General features: G+C 61.0%; 11 protein-coding genes and 2 pseudogenes. 2 read left to right on the plus strand and 11 right to left on the minus strand.

Features of this window, described 5'->3' with window-relative positions; genetic code table 11:
• Positions 1 to 13 precede the first annotated feature (13 nt).
• The 11 genes and pseudogenes from ACKVY0_RS23980 to ACKVY0_RS24030 all read right to left on the minus strand — a co-directional run bounded on the left by ACKVY0_RS23980 (position 14) and on the right by ACKVY0_RS24030 (position 14204).
• Entirely contained in the window at positions 14 to 2035 is a 2022-nt protein-coding gene (locus ACKVY0_RS23980; protein WP_409217392.1) for a prepilin peptidase, read from the minus strand.
• 3 nt (positions 2036 to 2038) lie between these two features.
• Entirely contained in the window at positions 2039 to 4243 is a 2205-nt protein-coding gene (locus tag ACKVY0_RS23985) for a biotin/lipoyl-binding protein (RefSeq protein ID WP_409217393.1), read from the minus strand.
• A gap of 13 nt (positions 4244 to 4256) precedes the next feature.
• Entirely contained in the window at positions 4257 to 6056 is a 1800-nt protein-coding gene (locus ACKVY0_RS23990; RefSeq protein WP_409217394.1) for an efflux RND transporter periplasmic adaptor subunit, read from the minus strand.
• Positions 6053 to 6796, minus strand: coding sequence for an efflux RND transporter periplasmic adaptor subunit (locus ACKVY0_RS23995; RefSeq protein WP_409217395.1), 744 nt, complete (start codon positions 6794 to 6796; stop codon positions 6053 to 6055). Before ACKVY0_RS23995 ends, ACKVY0_RS23990 begins: the two co-directional genes overlap by 4 nt.
• Positions 6797 to 6844: 48 nt before the next feature.
• On the minus strand, positions 6845 to 8536 hold the full coding sequence (locus ACKVY0_RS24000) for a TolC family protein (RefSeq protein ID WP_409217396.1): 1692 nt from the start codon (positions 8534 to 8536) through the stop codon (positions 6845 to 6847).
• Between the two features lie 273 nt (positions 8537 to 8809).
• Complete coding sequence (locus ACKVY0_RS24005; RefSeq protein ID WP_409217397.1) at positions 8810 to 11416, minus strand: protein kinase domain-containing protein; 2607 nt, start codon at positions 11414 to 11416, stop codon at positions 8810 to 8812.
• Complete coding sequence (locus ACKVY0_RS24010; RefSeq protein WP_409217398.1) at positions 11413 to 12171, minus strand: RNA polymerase sigma factor; 759 nt, start codon at positions 12169 to 12171, stop codon at positions 11413 to 11415. Before ACKVY0_RS24010 ends, ACKVY0_RS24005 begins: the two co-directional genes overlap by 4 nt.
• Positions 12172 to 12630: 459 nt before the next feature.
• On the minus strand, positions 12631 to 12831 hold the full coding sequence (locus ACKVY0_RS24015) for a reverse transcriptase domain-containing protein (protein ID WP_409217399.1): 201 nt from the start codon (positions 12829 to 12831) through the stop codon (positions 12631 to 12633).
• A gap of 245 nt (positions 12832 to 13076) precedes the next feature.
• Positions 13077 to 13598 (minus strand): putative transposase, encoded by a 522-nt coding sequence (locus ACKVY0_RS24020; protein ID WP_409217402.1) that lies wholly within the window; start codon positions 13596 to 13598, stop codon positions 13077 to 13079.
• Positions 13572 to 13850: pseudogene (locus ACKVY0_RS24025) on the minus strand (putative transposase); the annotation flags it as partial. The pseudogene ACKVY0_RS24025 and the gene ACKVY0_RS24020, both read right to left, overlap by 27 nt.
• A gap of 12 nt (positions 13851 to 13862) precedes the next feature.
• The gene (locus ACKVY0_RS24030) at positions 13863 to 14204 is read right to left on the minus strand and encodes a hypothetical protein (RefSeq protein ID WP_409217400.1); all 342 of its coding nucleotides are present in this window, start codon (positions 14202 to 14204) and stop codon (positions 13863 to 13865) included.
• A gap of 92 nt (positions 14205 to 14296) precedes the next feature.
• Here ACKVY0_RS24030 and ACKVY0_RS24035 point away from each other — a divergent pair, with 92 nt between their 5' ends.
• Together ACKVY0_RS24035 and ACKVY0_RS24040 are read left to right on the plus strand one after the other, a co-directional pair.
• Positions 14297 to 14485, plus strand: coding sequence for a hypothetical protein (locus ACKVY0_RS24035; RefSeq protein ID WP_409217401.1), 189 nt, complete (start codon positions 14297 to 14299; stop codon positions 14483 to 14485).
• Positions 14486 to 14584: 99 nt separating this feature from the next.
• Positions 14585 to 15202 (plus strand): annotated as a pseudogene (locus tag ACKVY0_RS24040) (IS1634 family transposase); the annotation flags it as partial.

Consider the following 15202-nt stretch of genomic DNA (forward strand, 5'->3'; position numbering starts at 1 on the left):
TAGATTCACAGAATTACGGGCTGCATGTTACCGCAAATTTTGTGCCTTCCTCACGCCCCATCGTGAAACCGAGTGAGCGGCGGATTTCTTCCTCACTGATCATGATGCCTCGCCGACGGCGGACGGCCTGACGGCGGGCAGCCGATTGGGTCCAGCGGAGCAGTCCGCTTCCAAGTCCTTGGGCCAGCCAAGGGAGCGAAAATGTGCGCCGCCAGAATTTCAGAATGAATTCCGGCACGAACCGTTTCAGCACCGCGTCCTCCACACTATAAAAGGCGATCACCCCGCCCGGGTCGCCCTGTCGCGCTGCACGTCCGAACAGTTGGCGGTCCACACGGGGACTCTCATTCACCTCGGTGGCCACCACATGCAGGCCGCCCAAGTCCGCCACGCCCGCCCCCAGCCGGATATCCGTGCCACGTCCGGCCATGCCAGTGGCAATGATGATTTGCTTCTCTTGACCGGCCTGTGACACGATCACGGCTTCCTCGCGGTGACGCCGCGCATTGAGAACCTGGCCACCGGGCAGACCGTGATTGTGGAGCAAGTCGGCGATGAGTTCGCTGCTCTCCACCGTGTGGGTGCCGATGAGCAACGGCTGCCCCCGAGCATGCCGAATCTTGATCTCGTGCAGCAACGCTTCATCGCGCGATTCTTGGGTGGCAAAGAAATTGATACCGGCAAACTGGCGCTGACACGGCAGGTGACGAGGAATGGAAACGAAGGGGGCGGCGTAGGTATGCCAGATCTCAGCCGCCGCCTCATGGAGGGTGCCGGAGGCCCCGGCGAGACGTTGGTACTTGCGGAAAAACGCCTGGAAAGAAGTGCGGGCCAAGGTTTCGGACGGCCCCGAAATTTCCAGACCTTCCTTGGCCTCGATGATTTGGTGCAGCCCCTGCCGCCAGGTGCGCATCGGCATGGGACGACCGGTGGCGGGGTCCACGATGACCACTTTGCCGTCGTCGATGACGTACTGCTTGTCCCTGAGGAAGAATTCGCGGGCCTCCAGGCCCAATCCCATCAGCTCAATGCGCCGCCGCTCACTGGCCCAAAGGCCCTTGCGGGGCAAAGCGAGCTCCTCATGCACCCGTTCGAGGCCAGCAGGCAGCAGTTCGATCGTTCGAGATTCTGCATCCACTCGGTAGTCACGAGTCGGCTCCAAAATTCTCACCAACTCCCAGACGGCGTGAGCGGCGGCAGCGATCTCCCCCGCGTCTTGGAGCTGACTGATGATGAGCGGAGTGACGGCCTCGTCGATCAAGGCGTGGTCCGCTTCATCAATGAGGGCGCTGTGCAGGCCACGTTGCACGGGGGCCGAACTCGAAGCCCTGTCCGTCAGCACGCCAAACAGGCGGGAGGAAGACTGCCGGACCGTGCCAGTGGCCCCCATGCGGAGCCGATCGCGCAGGTAATCCGCCGCCACCTCCTTGGCCGTGGTGTAGGTCACCCCGCAGGCGTACCCCGCCCGTCGGGCCGTTTCGTCATGTTCCGACAGCACTGCTCCCACCGTCAAACCGGCGCGGTCGTAGAAGCGGCGCAACTGCCGGGAATCACGCTCCGCGAGGTAGTCATTGGCAGTGATCACATGACACGGCACGCCGCCGAGGGCTTGGAACGCCGCCGCCAGGCCGATGGCCAACGTCTTCCCTTCCCCGGTGTCCACCTCGGCAAAAAAACCTTCCACCAGAGCGACGGCGGCCATCAATTGCACTTCATAGGCACGCAAGCCCAGTTCCCGGTGGGCCAGCACCGCGAGAATTGCCAGACCTTCACGACAGAAGGGCTGCCAATGCTGCGGCCGTCTCCGCCGTTCGCGCTGCAAGGCATGGAACCGTTCGTTCAAAGCCGCATCCGTGAGCTGTTCCAGTTCCTCACGCAGTGCGGCGATGGCGCGCGCTTGCGATGCCAGACGCTTTCGCTGCCAAGGACCACGTTTGTACCTGCCAACGAGTCCATGCGCCCACACATCAAGACCGCGCCGGGGCCGTGCCGGAGCACGTTCCGTGAAGCAGCGTTGATGCTCGGTGGGGGACATCGGTCAGAGTTTGTACGTCCGTTGGAAGGTCTGCCGGAGGCTGCGCCACCACTGCGCGGCCAAGGGCGTGGATTCCAATGTCATGCGGACCACCGCACGCTGGCCGTGGAGCAGCTTGACGTCGGCATCCGGCTGAAGCTGCGCCCGAATCTCGAAAATCGGCTCCGTGACATGCGTGCCTTCAGCTTCGGACTCCACGGCACCGGAACCCGTCTGTCTGCGGCCCTGACCCGCTTGATTTTCGACGGCAACTTTGCCGCCACCGAGAATCCCCAGCGCGGCGGAGGGCAGATCCTGGCGCTCGGCCGGGATGGCGGTGAAACTGGCCACCCCAAGGGTGCTGCCCTCCTGCCCGCGCACACGCACCTCGGTGCCATGAACCTGTTCAGGAGAGAACAACCGCGAGACATCGTCCTGCCGCACCACGGCGGAAACCGCGAAAGCCTGCGTGCTCTGCACCACCCCCAGCTCCAGCCCACGCGGCAGCATGCTGCCTTGAAAATGGAAGGCATCCGGGGCCAGCCAAAGTCCGTCACAGGGAGCACGCACGATCAGCGCTTGGTCGTCCTCATTCAGCCGCGTGCGGCGCAGGTCGAGGGCATGAAAGTAAGCCTTCATGCTCGCATAACGGGCTGGATCGGTGTCCAAGGCCAGTCGCTGATGGGCTTCTGCCAGCGCTGACTGACCGTTTAAAAGATCCCGCTCATGGCTCAGTTCGGCATTGTCCAACTCCACCAACGGCGTGCCCTTTTTGACCTGCGTGCCTGAGGGCACCAGCAGTTTCACCAAGCGGCCATCCACGCCCACATAAACCCGGGCGAAAGGTTCGGCACGCAGCACACCTTCGGCTCGGAAGTAATAAGGCATGGGAATCAGAACCAAGAACGCCAAGACCAACGCCACCAGCCCCCCGCTGACGCCACAGGCCCGGAACCGGCAGCGTTCGAGTTTTGGACTGTACAAGAGGTGCTGGATGGATTTGAAAACCGGCAGGACCACCCACATGAACCCAAACACCAGCGCCATGAGCATGCCGAAGCCCAGATAGTGCAAGGAAACGATCAGCAGGATGCCAAAGGTGATCATGAGCCGATAAGCCCATGAACTGACCCAATAAATCGCCAGCCAGACGCCTTCGCTGGTCGTTTCCGCCGGACTACGAGAGGACTTGAGGCCAAACAGATAGCGGTCAACCAGGTAGCCCATCATCTGCGTGGCACGGCCCTGAAGATTGGGCGTCTCCAGCCAGTCGGAGAGCATGTGGTAGCCGTCGTAACGCAGCAACGGGTTGGCATTGAAGACCAGCGTCACCACGGAGGCAGCGATGACCGCATTGTAGGCCAAATTGTGCAGCGTCCCCGTACCACTGTGCGCCCAGACGATGGCGGCGATGCCAGCGAACCCCATTTCCACCAGCATGCCGGCCGCACCGACGAGGATGCGGTGCCATTTGTTCGGAAACGCCGTGCTGGCGGAAGCGTCCACATACGGCAGCGGGTTGAACAGCAGCAGCATCACCCCCATCTCCGGCACCTCGCCGCCCAGCCGGCGACAGGCATAGCCGTGGCCAAATTCATGCAGCACCTTGATGACCACCATCACGGCGTACATCCACACCAGATTGGCCGCACCCAGCAGGCCAGTGCTGTCAGCGGCAAACGCAGCCCAGTTCGACACCACCTCAGCGCCGCCCCAGCCGACCAAGCCCAGCCAGAGCAGCCAACCCCAGCGTGAAAACACTGCGGTACCGACCCATGCCGTGGCACGCAAAAACCCATCCGGGCACCACAAGGGCACGCGGAAGAACAGGAGACTCGACCAGCGCTGCACCGCCTCCCGCCGTTTTTCGGTGGCAAAGACCTCGGCCAGGCCATCCACATCGCCTTCGATGTCACTGCGCAGCAGTCCGGCACGATGAAGCTGGCTGAGCAAATGCACCACCTCGCCCTGACCGGGAGCGTGATCGGGTTCTGCCGTCATGCAGCGCTCCCAGGCCTCCCCCACGGTGTCGCAACGCTCCATTTCCGTGATGAAGGCATAGGCTGCAGGCCGCACGCGGAAAAATTTCCCGCTCAAGTGGTCCCGCAGGACATACCAGCGCGCCCCACGGAAACTCTGCGCATGAATTTCGACCCCGGGCCGCAACCGCACCCGGCGTGGCGTCACTTGGTGCCACGATTCGTCAAATGTTGGCAGGGGGGCGCTCATCGTTCGTTGATGGTTACCACCAGAGCCACAGTCGCAGGGTTTCCACCGTGCGATGTGTCAGCACCCACAGCAGACTGCGGCGTCCAGCCACGATTTTGCACACGCCGCTCATGCCCGGCCGCCACCAGTCCTGCGACGGATCGGTGATCTGCACACGCAGCAAGAAAACGTTTCCCTCAGAGCGCACTTCGGCCACCGGCTCAAACCGATCGACCAAGACCTTGAAAGCTTCTCCCGGACGGCTGGCAAAAACGACTTCACCGTTCAAACCCTGCGCCAAGAAACCGATGTCACGCTCATCCACCTGAAGCAGGCCGGTCAGGTCACGCAGTTGCACCATTTTCAAGAGCGGCTCGCCCAATTGCACCGGAGCTGACAGCCTCTCACGCAGATCACCTTCCACCACCACGCCGTCGAAGGGTGCTTTTACTTCCGTTTTGGCCAGACGATGGCGCACGATGGCCAGTTTTGCGTCTTCCTGCCGCACCCGGGCCTTCGCCATCAGGGCTTCGGCCAGTTTGTTCTCGGCTTCAAAGCTGCGGGCCTCACGCTCGCTGCTGTCACGCGTGGCCATGCCATTGGCTTCTTCCAGCAGCAGCTCACGCCGGTCCAGAGTGAGCAGCACGGTGCCTTTTTTCACCACATCGCCGAGATGATAGCGCACCTCGTCGATGTAGCCGGAGAAGGGTGCCGTGCTCAGCAGTGCCGAATCGGTCTTCAAAAGGAACGGAGCGCTCACTTTGTGATCCACTGGAATGACCGCCAGACAAACCACGGTCACCAGCAGCGCCAGCACGGCCAGCTTCGGCCCGGTGTGCTCCACGCCCAGCAATCTCGCCGCAGAGGCACGCAACGCACGCCAGGTACGCCGGCCCCACCACCCAGACCGCTGATGCAAATCGTCCAGCCTGCTAGACACAAGATCACAGGCCAGGCGCAAACGCTCCAGATCGGCCTCCGCCCAACGCCCGGTCACGGCTTCACGTTCCACCAGCAAAACGCCTGCGGCAGCACCCTCGCCATCGCGCAATGGAGCCGAAAGCAACGCCTGATCCTCATGACTGCGGCTGAAGGCCTGATGCTCGCGCGTGACCGCACGGCTCTCGGCAATGGCCGGAAAAGCCACCTCATTGTTCTGATCAGCGCATTCTTCCATCGTGCGCACGATCGCTTCGGCCTCCTGAAGATTCTGCGCCACGCGACCGCCGTGACTGGTGGCGATAAGCTTGAGATTCACGCCTTCACGCCAGCCCAGTGTCACACGACTGCCGCCCAAAATGGCCGCCACACGATGGCAAAGACGCAAACCGGCCTCAAGCATGGTGTTGCAGCCGCCCATGTCGAGTCCCAGGTCCAACACCTCACGCAACGTGAGCAATTGCTCGCATTGGCGGCCCTCACGACGCCGCGCTTGATACGTTTCCGCCAGCAGACGCAGTTCACGAGCGGTGGCATCGGTGTCCTCGCACTTGGCGCCAAGCAGCACCAGCCAGAGCTGCGGACTCACCACACCACTGCCGGGCATGCTGAGCACCGTCACTTGGGGAGTCCAAACATGCAGACCGCCTGCGGCGAATTTTCCCAAAGAAGGCACGACACCGCTCTGCACCACTCGCTGTGCTGAGGACGGTCGATCCTGAGCCACCACGCGCACCGCATCCACCCCCTGCCCTGCCTGCAACAGCAAGCAGGCACCATCCGCCTCGAAACGTGACCGAGCCAAAACGCACCAGCGCGGCCAGAAAACTCCGGGTTCCCCGGCAAAGGAAGCCAGGAAATCGAAGTCGCTCAAAGGCTCGATCCTGTCACTCATGACGAGGGAAACTTGGCGCGCACTTTCATGCCCGGCCGCGCGTGGCCGTCTTGATTTTCAAGCAGCAGACGCACGCGGAACAACCCGCTGCGCGCATCCACCTCTGGGTCGATGAAATGGACCTTGGCCCGGCCTTGCAACGGGGGGGACAGCTCAGGGAAATTGACCTCGATCTCCTGCCCCAGTTTCAGCACTGACAGCATCGTTGCCTCCAGATGAAACAGCAGCAGCAGGCGGTCCACCTCCATCACCTGCATGATCGCCTCCGCCTCGTTCACCGCTTCCCCGACTTCATGCAAGCGATGCACCACCACACCGGTGAGCGGAGCGTGAATCTCACGTTCGGCCACTTCGGCTTCGGCGATCTTGAGGTCGGCCTTGATGCGTTTCACCTCCAGTTCCTTCGCCAGCGCCTCGTCTTTGCTGGAGACATTCTGCTCGAAGAGACGCTTCGCGGCATTGGCATCAAACTGCGCCTTCTCCAGCATGAGTTGCAGGCGCTCCACGGCCACTTTTTCCTTCGCCGACTCCAGATTGACGATGACCTGCCCTTCCTTGATGCGGTCACCTTCCGCCACGGCGATGCTGGTGATGACCTCGCGCAAAGAAGCACTGAGAATCACCGCACGGAACGGCTTGGCGACTCCTTCACGCCATTCTGGAGCAGAGGTCTGCGCCATGCCCGCAGAGAGCATGGACAGGCAGGCAATGGCAAAAACAGGCAGATAGCAGACACGCATGGCAGGGAGAGAACAATCGACGGAGTTAGCTGATGACCGTCGCCTAATTCATTCTCCAGTACGTTCGCCGCGACCAAAGAATTTGCTGATGCGGCCACCCAAGGTGGTCTTCTTGGGCGGCACGGGGGCTTTTTTTGTGGCTTCCACGGTCTTCGTTGGCACCACGGCGGATTTGACGGGCTGGGGCAGCAGATTCGCCGGCGCGACAGCGGGCGGCGGCGCTGGCACAGTGATGTTGATGCGCTGCTTCTGCAGCAGGGTGGCGGTGGTCAGGTAAAGATCCGCGAGGCTCTTGTTAAAATCCGCCAGGGCCGCCAGTTCACGGCTTTGGGCCTGTGAGTAGTTGCGCTGCAACTGCAAAACCTGGTAGCTGGTCGAAACCCCCTGCTGGAGACGCTTCAATTCCGCGTCGGCAGACTGACGTGCCGCTTCGCGACTCTTGCGGGTGGCGGCCAGACGTTCCTGGTCGATCCGCACCCGATTGTACACCGTGTCCACTTCCAGCAGCACCTGCAGCCGCAGCTTCTCCGCCTGCCGCACCGCCTGTTCCTGCTGGTGATAGGCCAGACGCTCGGTGGCTTTTTGATTGTCCCGGTTCAGCGGCACCGAGAACTGCACACCCGCCGTCCATTCCGGCCCCTGGCTTTGAAACGCGTTGGAATAGGTCTGGCCGACGTTGCCATCCAGGCCATGGAGACCGCCGCTGGCCACAAAATCCAGCCGCGAGAGGGACTGGTTATGCGCCAGTTGCGTCTGTGCATTGCGCGCGTTGATGAACTCCTCCGCCTGCTTGACTTCATAGCGGTTGTTGACCGCCAGTCCCATCAATTCGGTGCGGCTGGTGGGGGGCATGAAATCACTCAGGCCATCAACCGGCACAATGCGGGCACTCTTGCTGAACACCTCATTGGAGCGCTTGAAAAGCAGCTGCAACGCATTCTGACGCTCGATGTACTGAAGTTCGGCCGCCAGCACCTCCTCCCGGCGCTGATAAACGCCCGCTTCGGCCACCACCACGTCGTTGTTTGCCGCCACGCCTTCATTGCTGCGCTTGCGGGTGTCTCCCAGCAGTTTTTCCGCCAGCTCAATCCCTTCCTTCTGCACCGCGATGTTCTCGCGGGTGAAGATCACGTCGTAGTAGCGCTTCATCACCTCGGCGACCACCGCTGACGTGCGCGACTGCCATTCGTAGTCTGCCATCTTCGCATTGGCCTTGGCGATGCGGATTTCTGCCAAATTCGCGTCTTTCCCAAAACCACGCAACAACGGCTGGGTAACGGTCAAGCCGGTGAAGGTCTCCCACTCGGGATTGAAAATGCCCGGCGGAATACGGCGATTGATGCTGTTGTTCAGCACCCGCATGGTGGTGCCGAGTTCAATCGTGGCACCCGTAGCGAGCTTGTCCACCAAGGTCAGCTTGCTCACATGATTGCGCTGCATGAAGGTGTTCGGACTGGTCAGAATCGGCGTGGCCCCAGGATTAATCCCGCCCCCGGTCGCAATGTAGTCCTGGGTGTTTTGCGGCGTGCGGATGGACTGATAGATGTAGCTGCCCTCCAGCTTCGGATTGAGCGCCTGGCTGGCCACCTTGATCTTCTCCAGTTCGACCAGCCGCCCCAAGTCTTCGATCATGATGTCGTTGTTGTTTTCCAACGCCTTCAAGATCACCGCACGCAGGCTCAGACGCTCTTCTGTGGCTGATTCAACAGCAACGGCTGAGGCGGTAAAAGACAGGAGCATGAGCAATAAGCTCAATTGTGGCCAATGGCTGATGATGGGGAGCTGTTTCATAATACAGGCAGTCTCGATGCTGGTGTCCGGGCGCTTTCCTTGATCTTGTCTCTGTTGGCAACCACCATGATGCGTTTGCAAAAAATGTTACACTCTCATCCACAGTATTTTAGCTGCTGTGTTACCCGCAAAACAGATTTAATTTCCAGCGGGCTTGCCGTCCGCCCGCTCCCGCTTCACAGAGCACTGAGGGAGGATCAGAGACGGATCAACCCGCAGCGTTCACAGGGTGTTCTTGGGCTGGTTTTTGGCCGTGGCGCTACGTGCGTTCGCCTTTTGCTCTGTCACAGCCTCCTCCAGCAATTTTTCAAAGTCGGGCCGCAGACCGTTGGCTTTGCGGCCGCTGATTTCACCTTCGTCCATGACCTGGAGGATGTGTTTGACGATGCGGATGCATTCCAAAGGCCGCTCGGCGCTTTTTAACCTCACAGCGACCGCTTTCCAGCGTCTGAGGAGGTCATAGGCGGACTCGCTCCAGTCCTGCGCCTGGAGGAGATCGGGCAGTTGGAGCAGGAGCTTTTCAGCTTGGTCGTGCCGGGCCATGTCTTGCAGCGTCAGGAAGTCATAGACGAGCAGTGAGGCAGCACCGGCGGGCAGGCGACCATCCACGCGCACGCGGTCCAGCCACAGTGCCGCCAGGGCATGCGCCTCCTCTAGGAGGTGCAGATCCCGCAGCGCATCGGCCACCTTGCCAGCCTCCCATTGGGTGTCGGGTGACATCGCGCCCATCTGCTGGTCATAGACGCTCAAGGAGGCACGGCGGAGCTGGAGCACAGCGTCGAGATCGCCCTTTTTTCTCAGGATGGCGACGAGGGCGTCCAAGGTGGCGTTCGCCTTCACATACCCAGGACCGACGCTGTGCCAATAGATGTCCAAGGCATGGCGGCTGTGGGTGATCGCCTCCTCGATGAACCCGGCCTCGCGGGAATGCTTGGCCAGGCGGCCATAGGCCCGACCGGTGGCCACATGACGTTCACCGAGCTTCTTCACCGCATATTCGCAGGTTTCACGGCCCAGCTTCAGAGCCTCCTCGTGCCTGCCTTGGTCAAAGATGGCGCTCATCCATTCAATGCGGCAGATGGTGAGATCGGAGTCGTTTTTTCGTCGCTCGTAATGCGCCGCGCACGACCGGAGCATCTCCTCGGCCTCCTGCAAGGCGGCAGGAGTGCCCACCTCACCCAACAGCTCGACCGCCAGCGCAAACTTCGTGTTGTAAATCGGCGTGTCTGCCGCGTCCAAATGCGCAGTCTGCCAGGCCAAAATCCGGCGCAGCTCATCGCGTGCCGCGCGGGACTCCGCGCCCGTAGCGTCCGAAGCATGCATCGTTTTGAGCGCCACACGATAGCGTAGGCTCCACAACAGCGGATCATCCGCCTTCAGACCGGCCTCCAGATCCGCCAAAACCTGCCGGAAGACCTCGATGTCGGCCGGTTTTCTCAGCATGTCGGACAAATCCATCAGCAGCTCCGCCTTCCGCTCAGGGTCTCCCTGGAATGCCTTCACCCGGCGCAGCAGATCATTCCGCATCTGCTCTGAATCCACTCGTTTGCTCGCGGCCCTTTCATCGGTGTAGCGTGCAGCCGCCATCACGATGGCGGCGATCTCATCCGAATCCGCCTTTTGCTGGAGAGCCACTTGTTCCGCCCGATGAGCCTTTACGGCCTGCCAGAGGGAGATGCAGGCGCCCCCGATCAGCGCGGCCGAGGTGGCCAGAATGCCCAAGGAGGCCGCCTTGTGCCGCAGAACCAGCTTCCATAGCCGCTCAAACGATCCCACCGGGCGGGATTGAATCGGTCTGCCGCTCAAACAGCGGTCCAACTCGTCCGCGAGGAACCCCGCACTGGCCAGCCGCCGAGCAGGCTGTTTTTCCAAGCAGCGTCGGATCAAAGTGGCGAGGTCCGGCTGGATGCGCTGAGCGGAAAGGGCCGGTGCATTGGCGGGATTCAAATCACTCGATGGGGCCTTCGACTTCGCCGTGGAACTGATCTCCGGCTCCTCCTGCGTGATGCGCCGCATCACCTCCACGGCGCTGCCGCCCTGAAACGGCAGCCGCTCCGTCAGCATCTGATACAGGATCACCCCCAGCGCCCACACATCACTCACCGTCGTCATTTGCTTCACCCGACCCGCCGCCTGTTCCGGACTCATGTAATGCGGCGTGCCCAGATGCGACTGGCTGTGCGTCATCTGCAAATCCGTGTCCAGCAGCTTCGCCAGCCCAAAGTCAGTCAGCATCGGCCGCCCGCTGCCATCCAGTAGGATGTTCGCTGGCTTCAGATCGCGATGCAGCACGCCGTGATCGTGGGCATGCTGCACCGCACGGGCGATGGTGCTCATGTAGGCCGCCGCCTCGCGCTCCGGCATCGCGCCATGCTGTTTCAGCCGCTCAGCGAGTGATCCGCCCTCCGCAAGGCGCATCGTGTAGTAGGGCATGCCGTCATGCTCACCACTTTCATAAATCGGCACGATGTCCGGGTGGTCCAGCAGCGCCACGGCCTGCGTTTCCGCCAGGAAGCGCGCCCGCTCCTCGCGGGTGGTGAATTGCGCATGGCGCACCACCTTCATCGCCACCACGCGGCGCAGCTTTAAATCCTCCGCCTCATAAACGATGCCCATGCCACCGCTGGCAATCTCCCGCAGCAGCCGGTAGCCGGCAAATTCACAAGGCAAGGTCAAAGCCCGCGTGGGCACCGCAGGAGCCAAATCTGTCTCTCCCGTGATGTGATCCGCCGCCAGTCCCTCCTGCAACAAGCAGACCAGACAAGCGCCATCCCGCCCTAGCTTGCTAGCGCACACAGGGCAGGTGTTTGGCGGACAGCTGGGACTCATGCAGCGATGGACAGCAGGTTAATGAGATAGCGCAGCTCATCGTCCACCTCCTCATCCTTCGAAACAATGTTTCGCACCTCCGTGCGCAAGAGAACGCCGAAACGCTTCCGCAGGTCCGCTGCAGCCTTGCGCACCGCCCCGTGGGACATGCCATGCCGCAGCGCCAGCTCCTCCCAGTCCGGGCCAGCCCCACGCGTGGCAAACGTTCGCTGCCGTAACTCCAGCAAAAACACACGGTTATCGTGCTGCTGCAGCTCCAGCTCCAGGCGTTTCATCGCTTGCTCCACCAAAGCACGAGCCCAGCCCTGGTCATAGGCAGTGTCGGGCGATTCCCCCTCGATCAGGGCAGGCTCATCGATCTGGGAACCCAGGTCATCGATTCTCACAAAAGCGGCACCTCCCCCCCGTTTTGCCGCGCCTTCCCTCTCATGCTCATTGACGTGCCAGTTGGTGAAACAACGCAGCAGGAAGCTGCGGAAGCGCACCTCGCCGCGCTGGACGTTTTTAAGCATGTCCCGGGACAGCAGATGCTCAAAGAACCCCTGTACCTCGTCCGCAGCCACGTCATGAGACGCGCCCCGCTGCCTGGCAAAGACAAACAACGGCCGCCAATAGGCCCGTGCCAGCCGTTCCAAGCCTGTCAAAGCTTCCGTTTCCTCCTTGGCCGCCTGAATCATTGACCACATGGTGGCTGGAAACAGGCCGCTGTTTCCAGCAGGATGTTGGGGCATTGAAGACAAAGGTTCGGCAGGCATGCAAATATCAGAAATCCAACGGCAAGACTAAACCATTGAAGGTGAAAAATCTATTCTGAGACCCTCCAAGTGCCAACAGGCCATCCATGCACGGCTACTTTTAGTCCATGCTCACAGAGTGCCCGCCTCGTTCGTTCAATGGTTGAGATCGAGACGCTCAAAACACGGGCAATCTCCTCGTCGAGACACTCACCGTTGGGACCGGTGGCAGCTGCTGCCAACAAGATATGAGCATGTTGCCTTTTGGTCACCGCGCCTTTGCCCTTGGCGACAAAGGTTTCGAGTTCGGCACGTTCTTCAGGGGTGTGTACATGCTCTCGCATCCACTTGCCCATTGCCTTGATGCTCCGGTTGAGACGCTTGCTCGCGGTCTTACATTTGATGATCCACTTCCCCTTCCGTGACTTTCCCCAGTAGTGGGTAAATCCCAAAAAGTCGAAGCTGCTTGCCTCCCTGGCTTCACTGGCGGGGTTGCCCGAAGGCTACGAGCCGGGTCTTCGTCGGATGCAGGCTCAGGCTGTAATTCGCGAAGCGTTTCGACAGGACGGCGAGCACTCGCCTCGCGTCATCCTCCCTAGCGAAGCCGATGACAAAGTCGTCCGCGTAGCGCACCAGCATGGCTCGTCCTTTGAGACGAGGCTTCACGGTGTTCGCGAACACCTGTGCCGAGAGCTCAACGAGACCGAAACGATCTACCCCGGCACGGATTTGGTGCTGATTTTCCGCCCGCTGAGGTCATCCTCTTTCCACGCAGGTCAGGAAGTCTGAGACTCCTACGGGTATCATGGTATCGAGGCTCAATCACACGGCTTTGGCACCTGCTCCATACGCTTCGTGCAACCCTCACGAGTGACGACGCAATGTTCGCTTCCGGCTGGCGGCCAGCCTTTACCGGGTGGGAGTGGCTACCCACAGGGTTCCAATAACAGTTTCGGAGTATTTCGATTTCGATGTTCTACATACTCGTTCTCATGTTCAAGGTTTAACTTGGCGCAACAGACATCCTGATCTCCGTGGATAGGCGATGACCTCAAGGGCGCGTAGTGGAGGCGCGGATTCGTGCCGGGGTAGTGCGTTTCTGTCGCGTAGAGTTCGGCGCACAGGTGCTCGACGATGCTGTCATGCACCGGGTTGCTTTGACCGTGAAGTTCGATGCGTAGCTCGCCGCGCTCGATGTCGGTCCTCAGGTTCACCGTGGTGCGCATGAGTCCGCGCACGAGGCTGCGCGCGTCGTCGTGACGCTTCATTTTCTCGCGCGCGATGCTCACCAGTGCGCTCTCGGAGCGGTAGGCGATGAGTTTGATGGTGTCGATGAACTGCTTCCTGCCGCTGCGCAGCTTGGCCACGCGCTCGGCTTCCGGGAGCTCTTTTAATTCGATGTGTTTGGGGCGCTCTTGGCGTTGCGCCGGGATGCGGTCCAGGCCGATGAGCTTGCCCCATTCGCCCGGTGTCTGATAGCGCAGTTGCTCAAGACTGCGCACGCGCCCCAGAGCGAGGTAAGCGAGCAGCAGGAAAATGGACTCCATGAGATAAAACCCCTTGGGCAGCGCGAAGTGACCGTGCGCATGACGCAGGATGCCGAGGGCCAGCAGCGCAGGCAAAGCGCAGAGCACGCCACCGCCGGGCACATCATCGGCGCACTCGAAGCGGATGTCCGTTTTATCCAGCGCACCCACCGCCGCAGCGAAGCGCTACAGCGTGCGCGTGGTGGCCACGCCCATGAGCGCCGCACCATCAGCCACCGAGCGCGCACCCTGCGTGCTCGGCGCGGAGATGCACTCATCACTCAGCGCAGCGCTGCCGACGTCGGCGCAGACTTTTTTCAGGCGAGCAGCGCGAATGGCCTTGTGCAGCGTGTTGGGCAGCACGCCCAAGCGCTCGCTGATGGCAGGCACATCGAGCACCCCCTGAGCCTGCGCGATGAGCGCGGGCGTGAGCCGGTGCCCCTGACGCGGCACCGGAGCCGTGAAGAATCCCGCGGCGCCCTGCACGCGGAGCTTTTTGCACGCCCGCTTCACAGTGACCAGAGGCACCCCAAAAGCGCGCGAGATTTGAGCTTGGGAAGCACTGCCATGGGCGATGAGCTGGCTGGAGAAAAGACGGAACGAGCCAAGATCATCGAGGGATGAGTGAACACCGGCAGATGACCATTGAAGTAAAACACCTGACCATCGCGCTGCTCGAGGGCGAGTTCGTGAGTGATGGTGGTGCTACTGGCAGGGATAATGGGCAACTGAATCTGCGGCATCCAGAAGGGTGTATCCAAGCCAGCGAGAACGCCAAGCTGGTTCATCGACTTTCCTCGCTGGCTTAACCCGACTTGGCGAACTGGAAGGCAAAAATGACTATTTTTGACGTTTTGTGGCGCTGGAAGCCTTGATTTTCCAAGAGGTCGTTTCCAAAACGGCTTGTAGTGCAGACCTTGGTAGTTGCAGGTCGTTTTTCATGGCTATCTTCTCCAGCCATCATGTTCCTGCGTTGTTCAAAACGGCTCAAAGATGGCAAAGAGCACCTCTACTGGAGTGTCGTCGAAAATCGGCGACTCGCTGACCAACGCATCGTCCAGCGGCATGTGCTTTATCTCGGCGAGATCAATGGCATCCAGGAGGCGGCCTGGCGCAAGACGGTCGATCTCTTCGGCCAGGATGATGATGCGCCGCAGCAGGTCGCTCTCTTCCCCGATGAGCTTGCGCCTGATGCTCTGCCTGCCGATGAGCTGCCATCGTGCGCATCAAGCTCTCGCAGATGTCGCTGCGGCGTCCACGTCAATGGGGTGCGTGCTGGTTGGGCTGCGAACTGTGGCAGCAGCTCGGACTCGATACCTTTTGGCGCGAGCGCTTGCCCGCTAGCCGCGAGGGCACGCGTTGGGATCAGGTGCTGCTCACGCTGACGCTTTATCGCCTGATCGATCCAGGGGCGGAATGGCGGCTGCATCGGCATTGGTTTGATCACACGGCCATCGCTGATTTGCTCGGTGGTGATTTTTCGTTGGCTGAGATCCACCGGCTTTACTCATGCCACGACAAGCTCC

It is taken from the genome of Prosthecobacter sp. (assembly GCF_046154365.1).
Lineage (GTDB): Bacteria > Verrucomicrobiota > Verrucomicrobiia > Verrucomicrobiales > Verrucomicrobiaceae > Prosthecobacter.

What these genes read in the sequence shown, in the direction of transcription:
- ACKVY0_RS23980 (WP_409217392.1), bottom strand. Translation starts at nt 2,035, where the DNA reads ATGTCCCCCACCGAGCATCAACGCTGCTTCACGGAACGTGCTCCGGCA.
- ACKVY0_RS23985 (WP_409217393.1), bottom strand. Translation starts at nt 4,243, where the DNA reads ATGAGCGCCCCCCTGCCAACATTTGACGAATCGTGGCACCAAGTGACG.
- ACKVY0_RS23990 (WP_409217394.1), bottom strand. Translation starts at nt 6,056, where the DNA reads ATGAGTGACAGGATCGAGCCTTTGAGCGACTTCGATTTCCTGGCTTCC.
- ACKVY0_RS23995 (WP_409217395.1), bottom strand. Translation starts at nt 6,796, where the DNA reads ATGCGTGTCTGCTATCTGCCTGTTTTTGCCATTGCCTGCCTGTCCATG.
- ACKVY0_RS24000 (WP_409217396.1), bottom strand. Translation starts at nt 8,536, where the DNA reads ATGCTCCTGTCTTTTACCGCCTCAGCCGTTGCTGTTGAATCAGCCACA.
- ACKVY0_RS24005 (WP_409217397.1), bottom strand. Translation starts at nt 11,416, where the DNA reads ATGAGTCCCAGCTGTCCGCCAAACACCTGCCCTGTGTGCGCTAGCAAG.
- ACKVY0_RS24010 (WP_409217398.1), bottom strand. Translation starts at nt 12,171, where the DNA reads ATGCCTGCCGAACCTTTGTCTTCAATGCCCCAACATCCTGCTGGAAAC.
- ACKVY0_RS24035 (WP_409217401.1), top strand. Translation starts at nt 14,297, where the DNA reads ATGAGTGAACACCGGCAGATGACCATTGAAGTAAAACACCTGACCATC.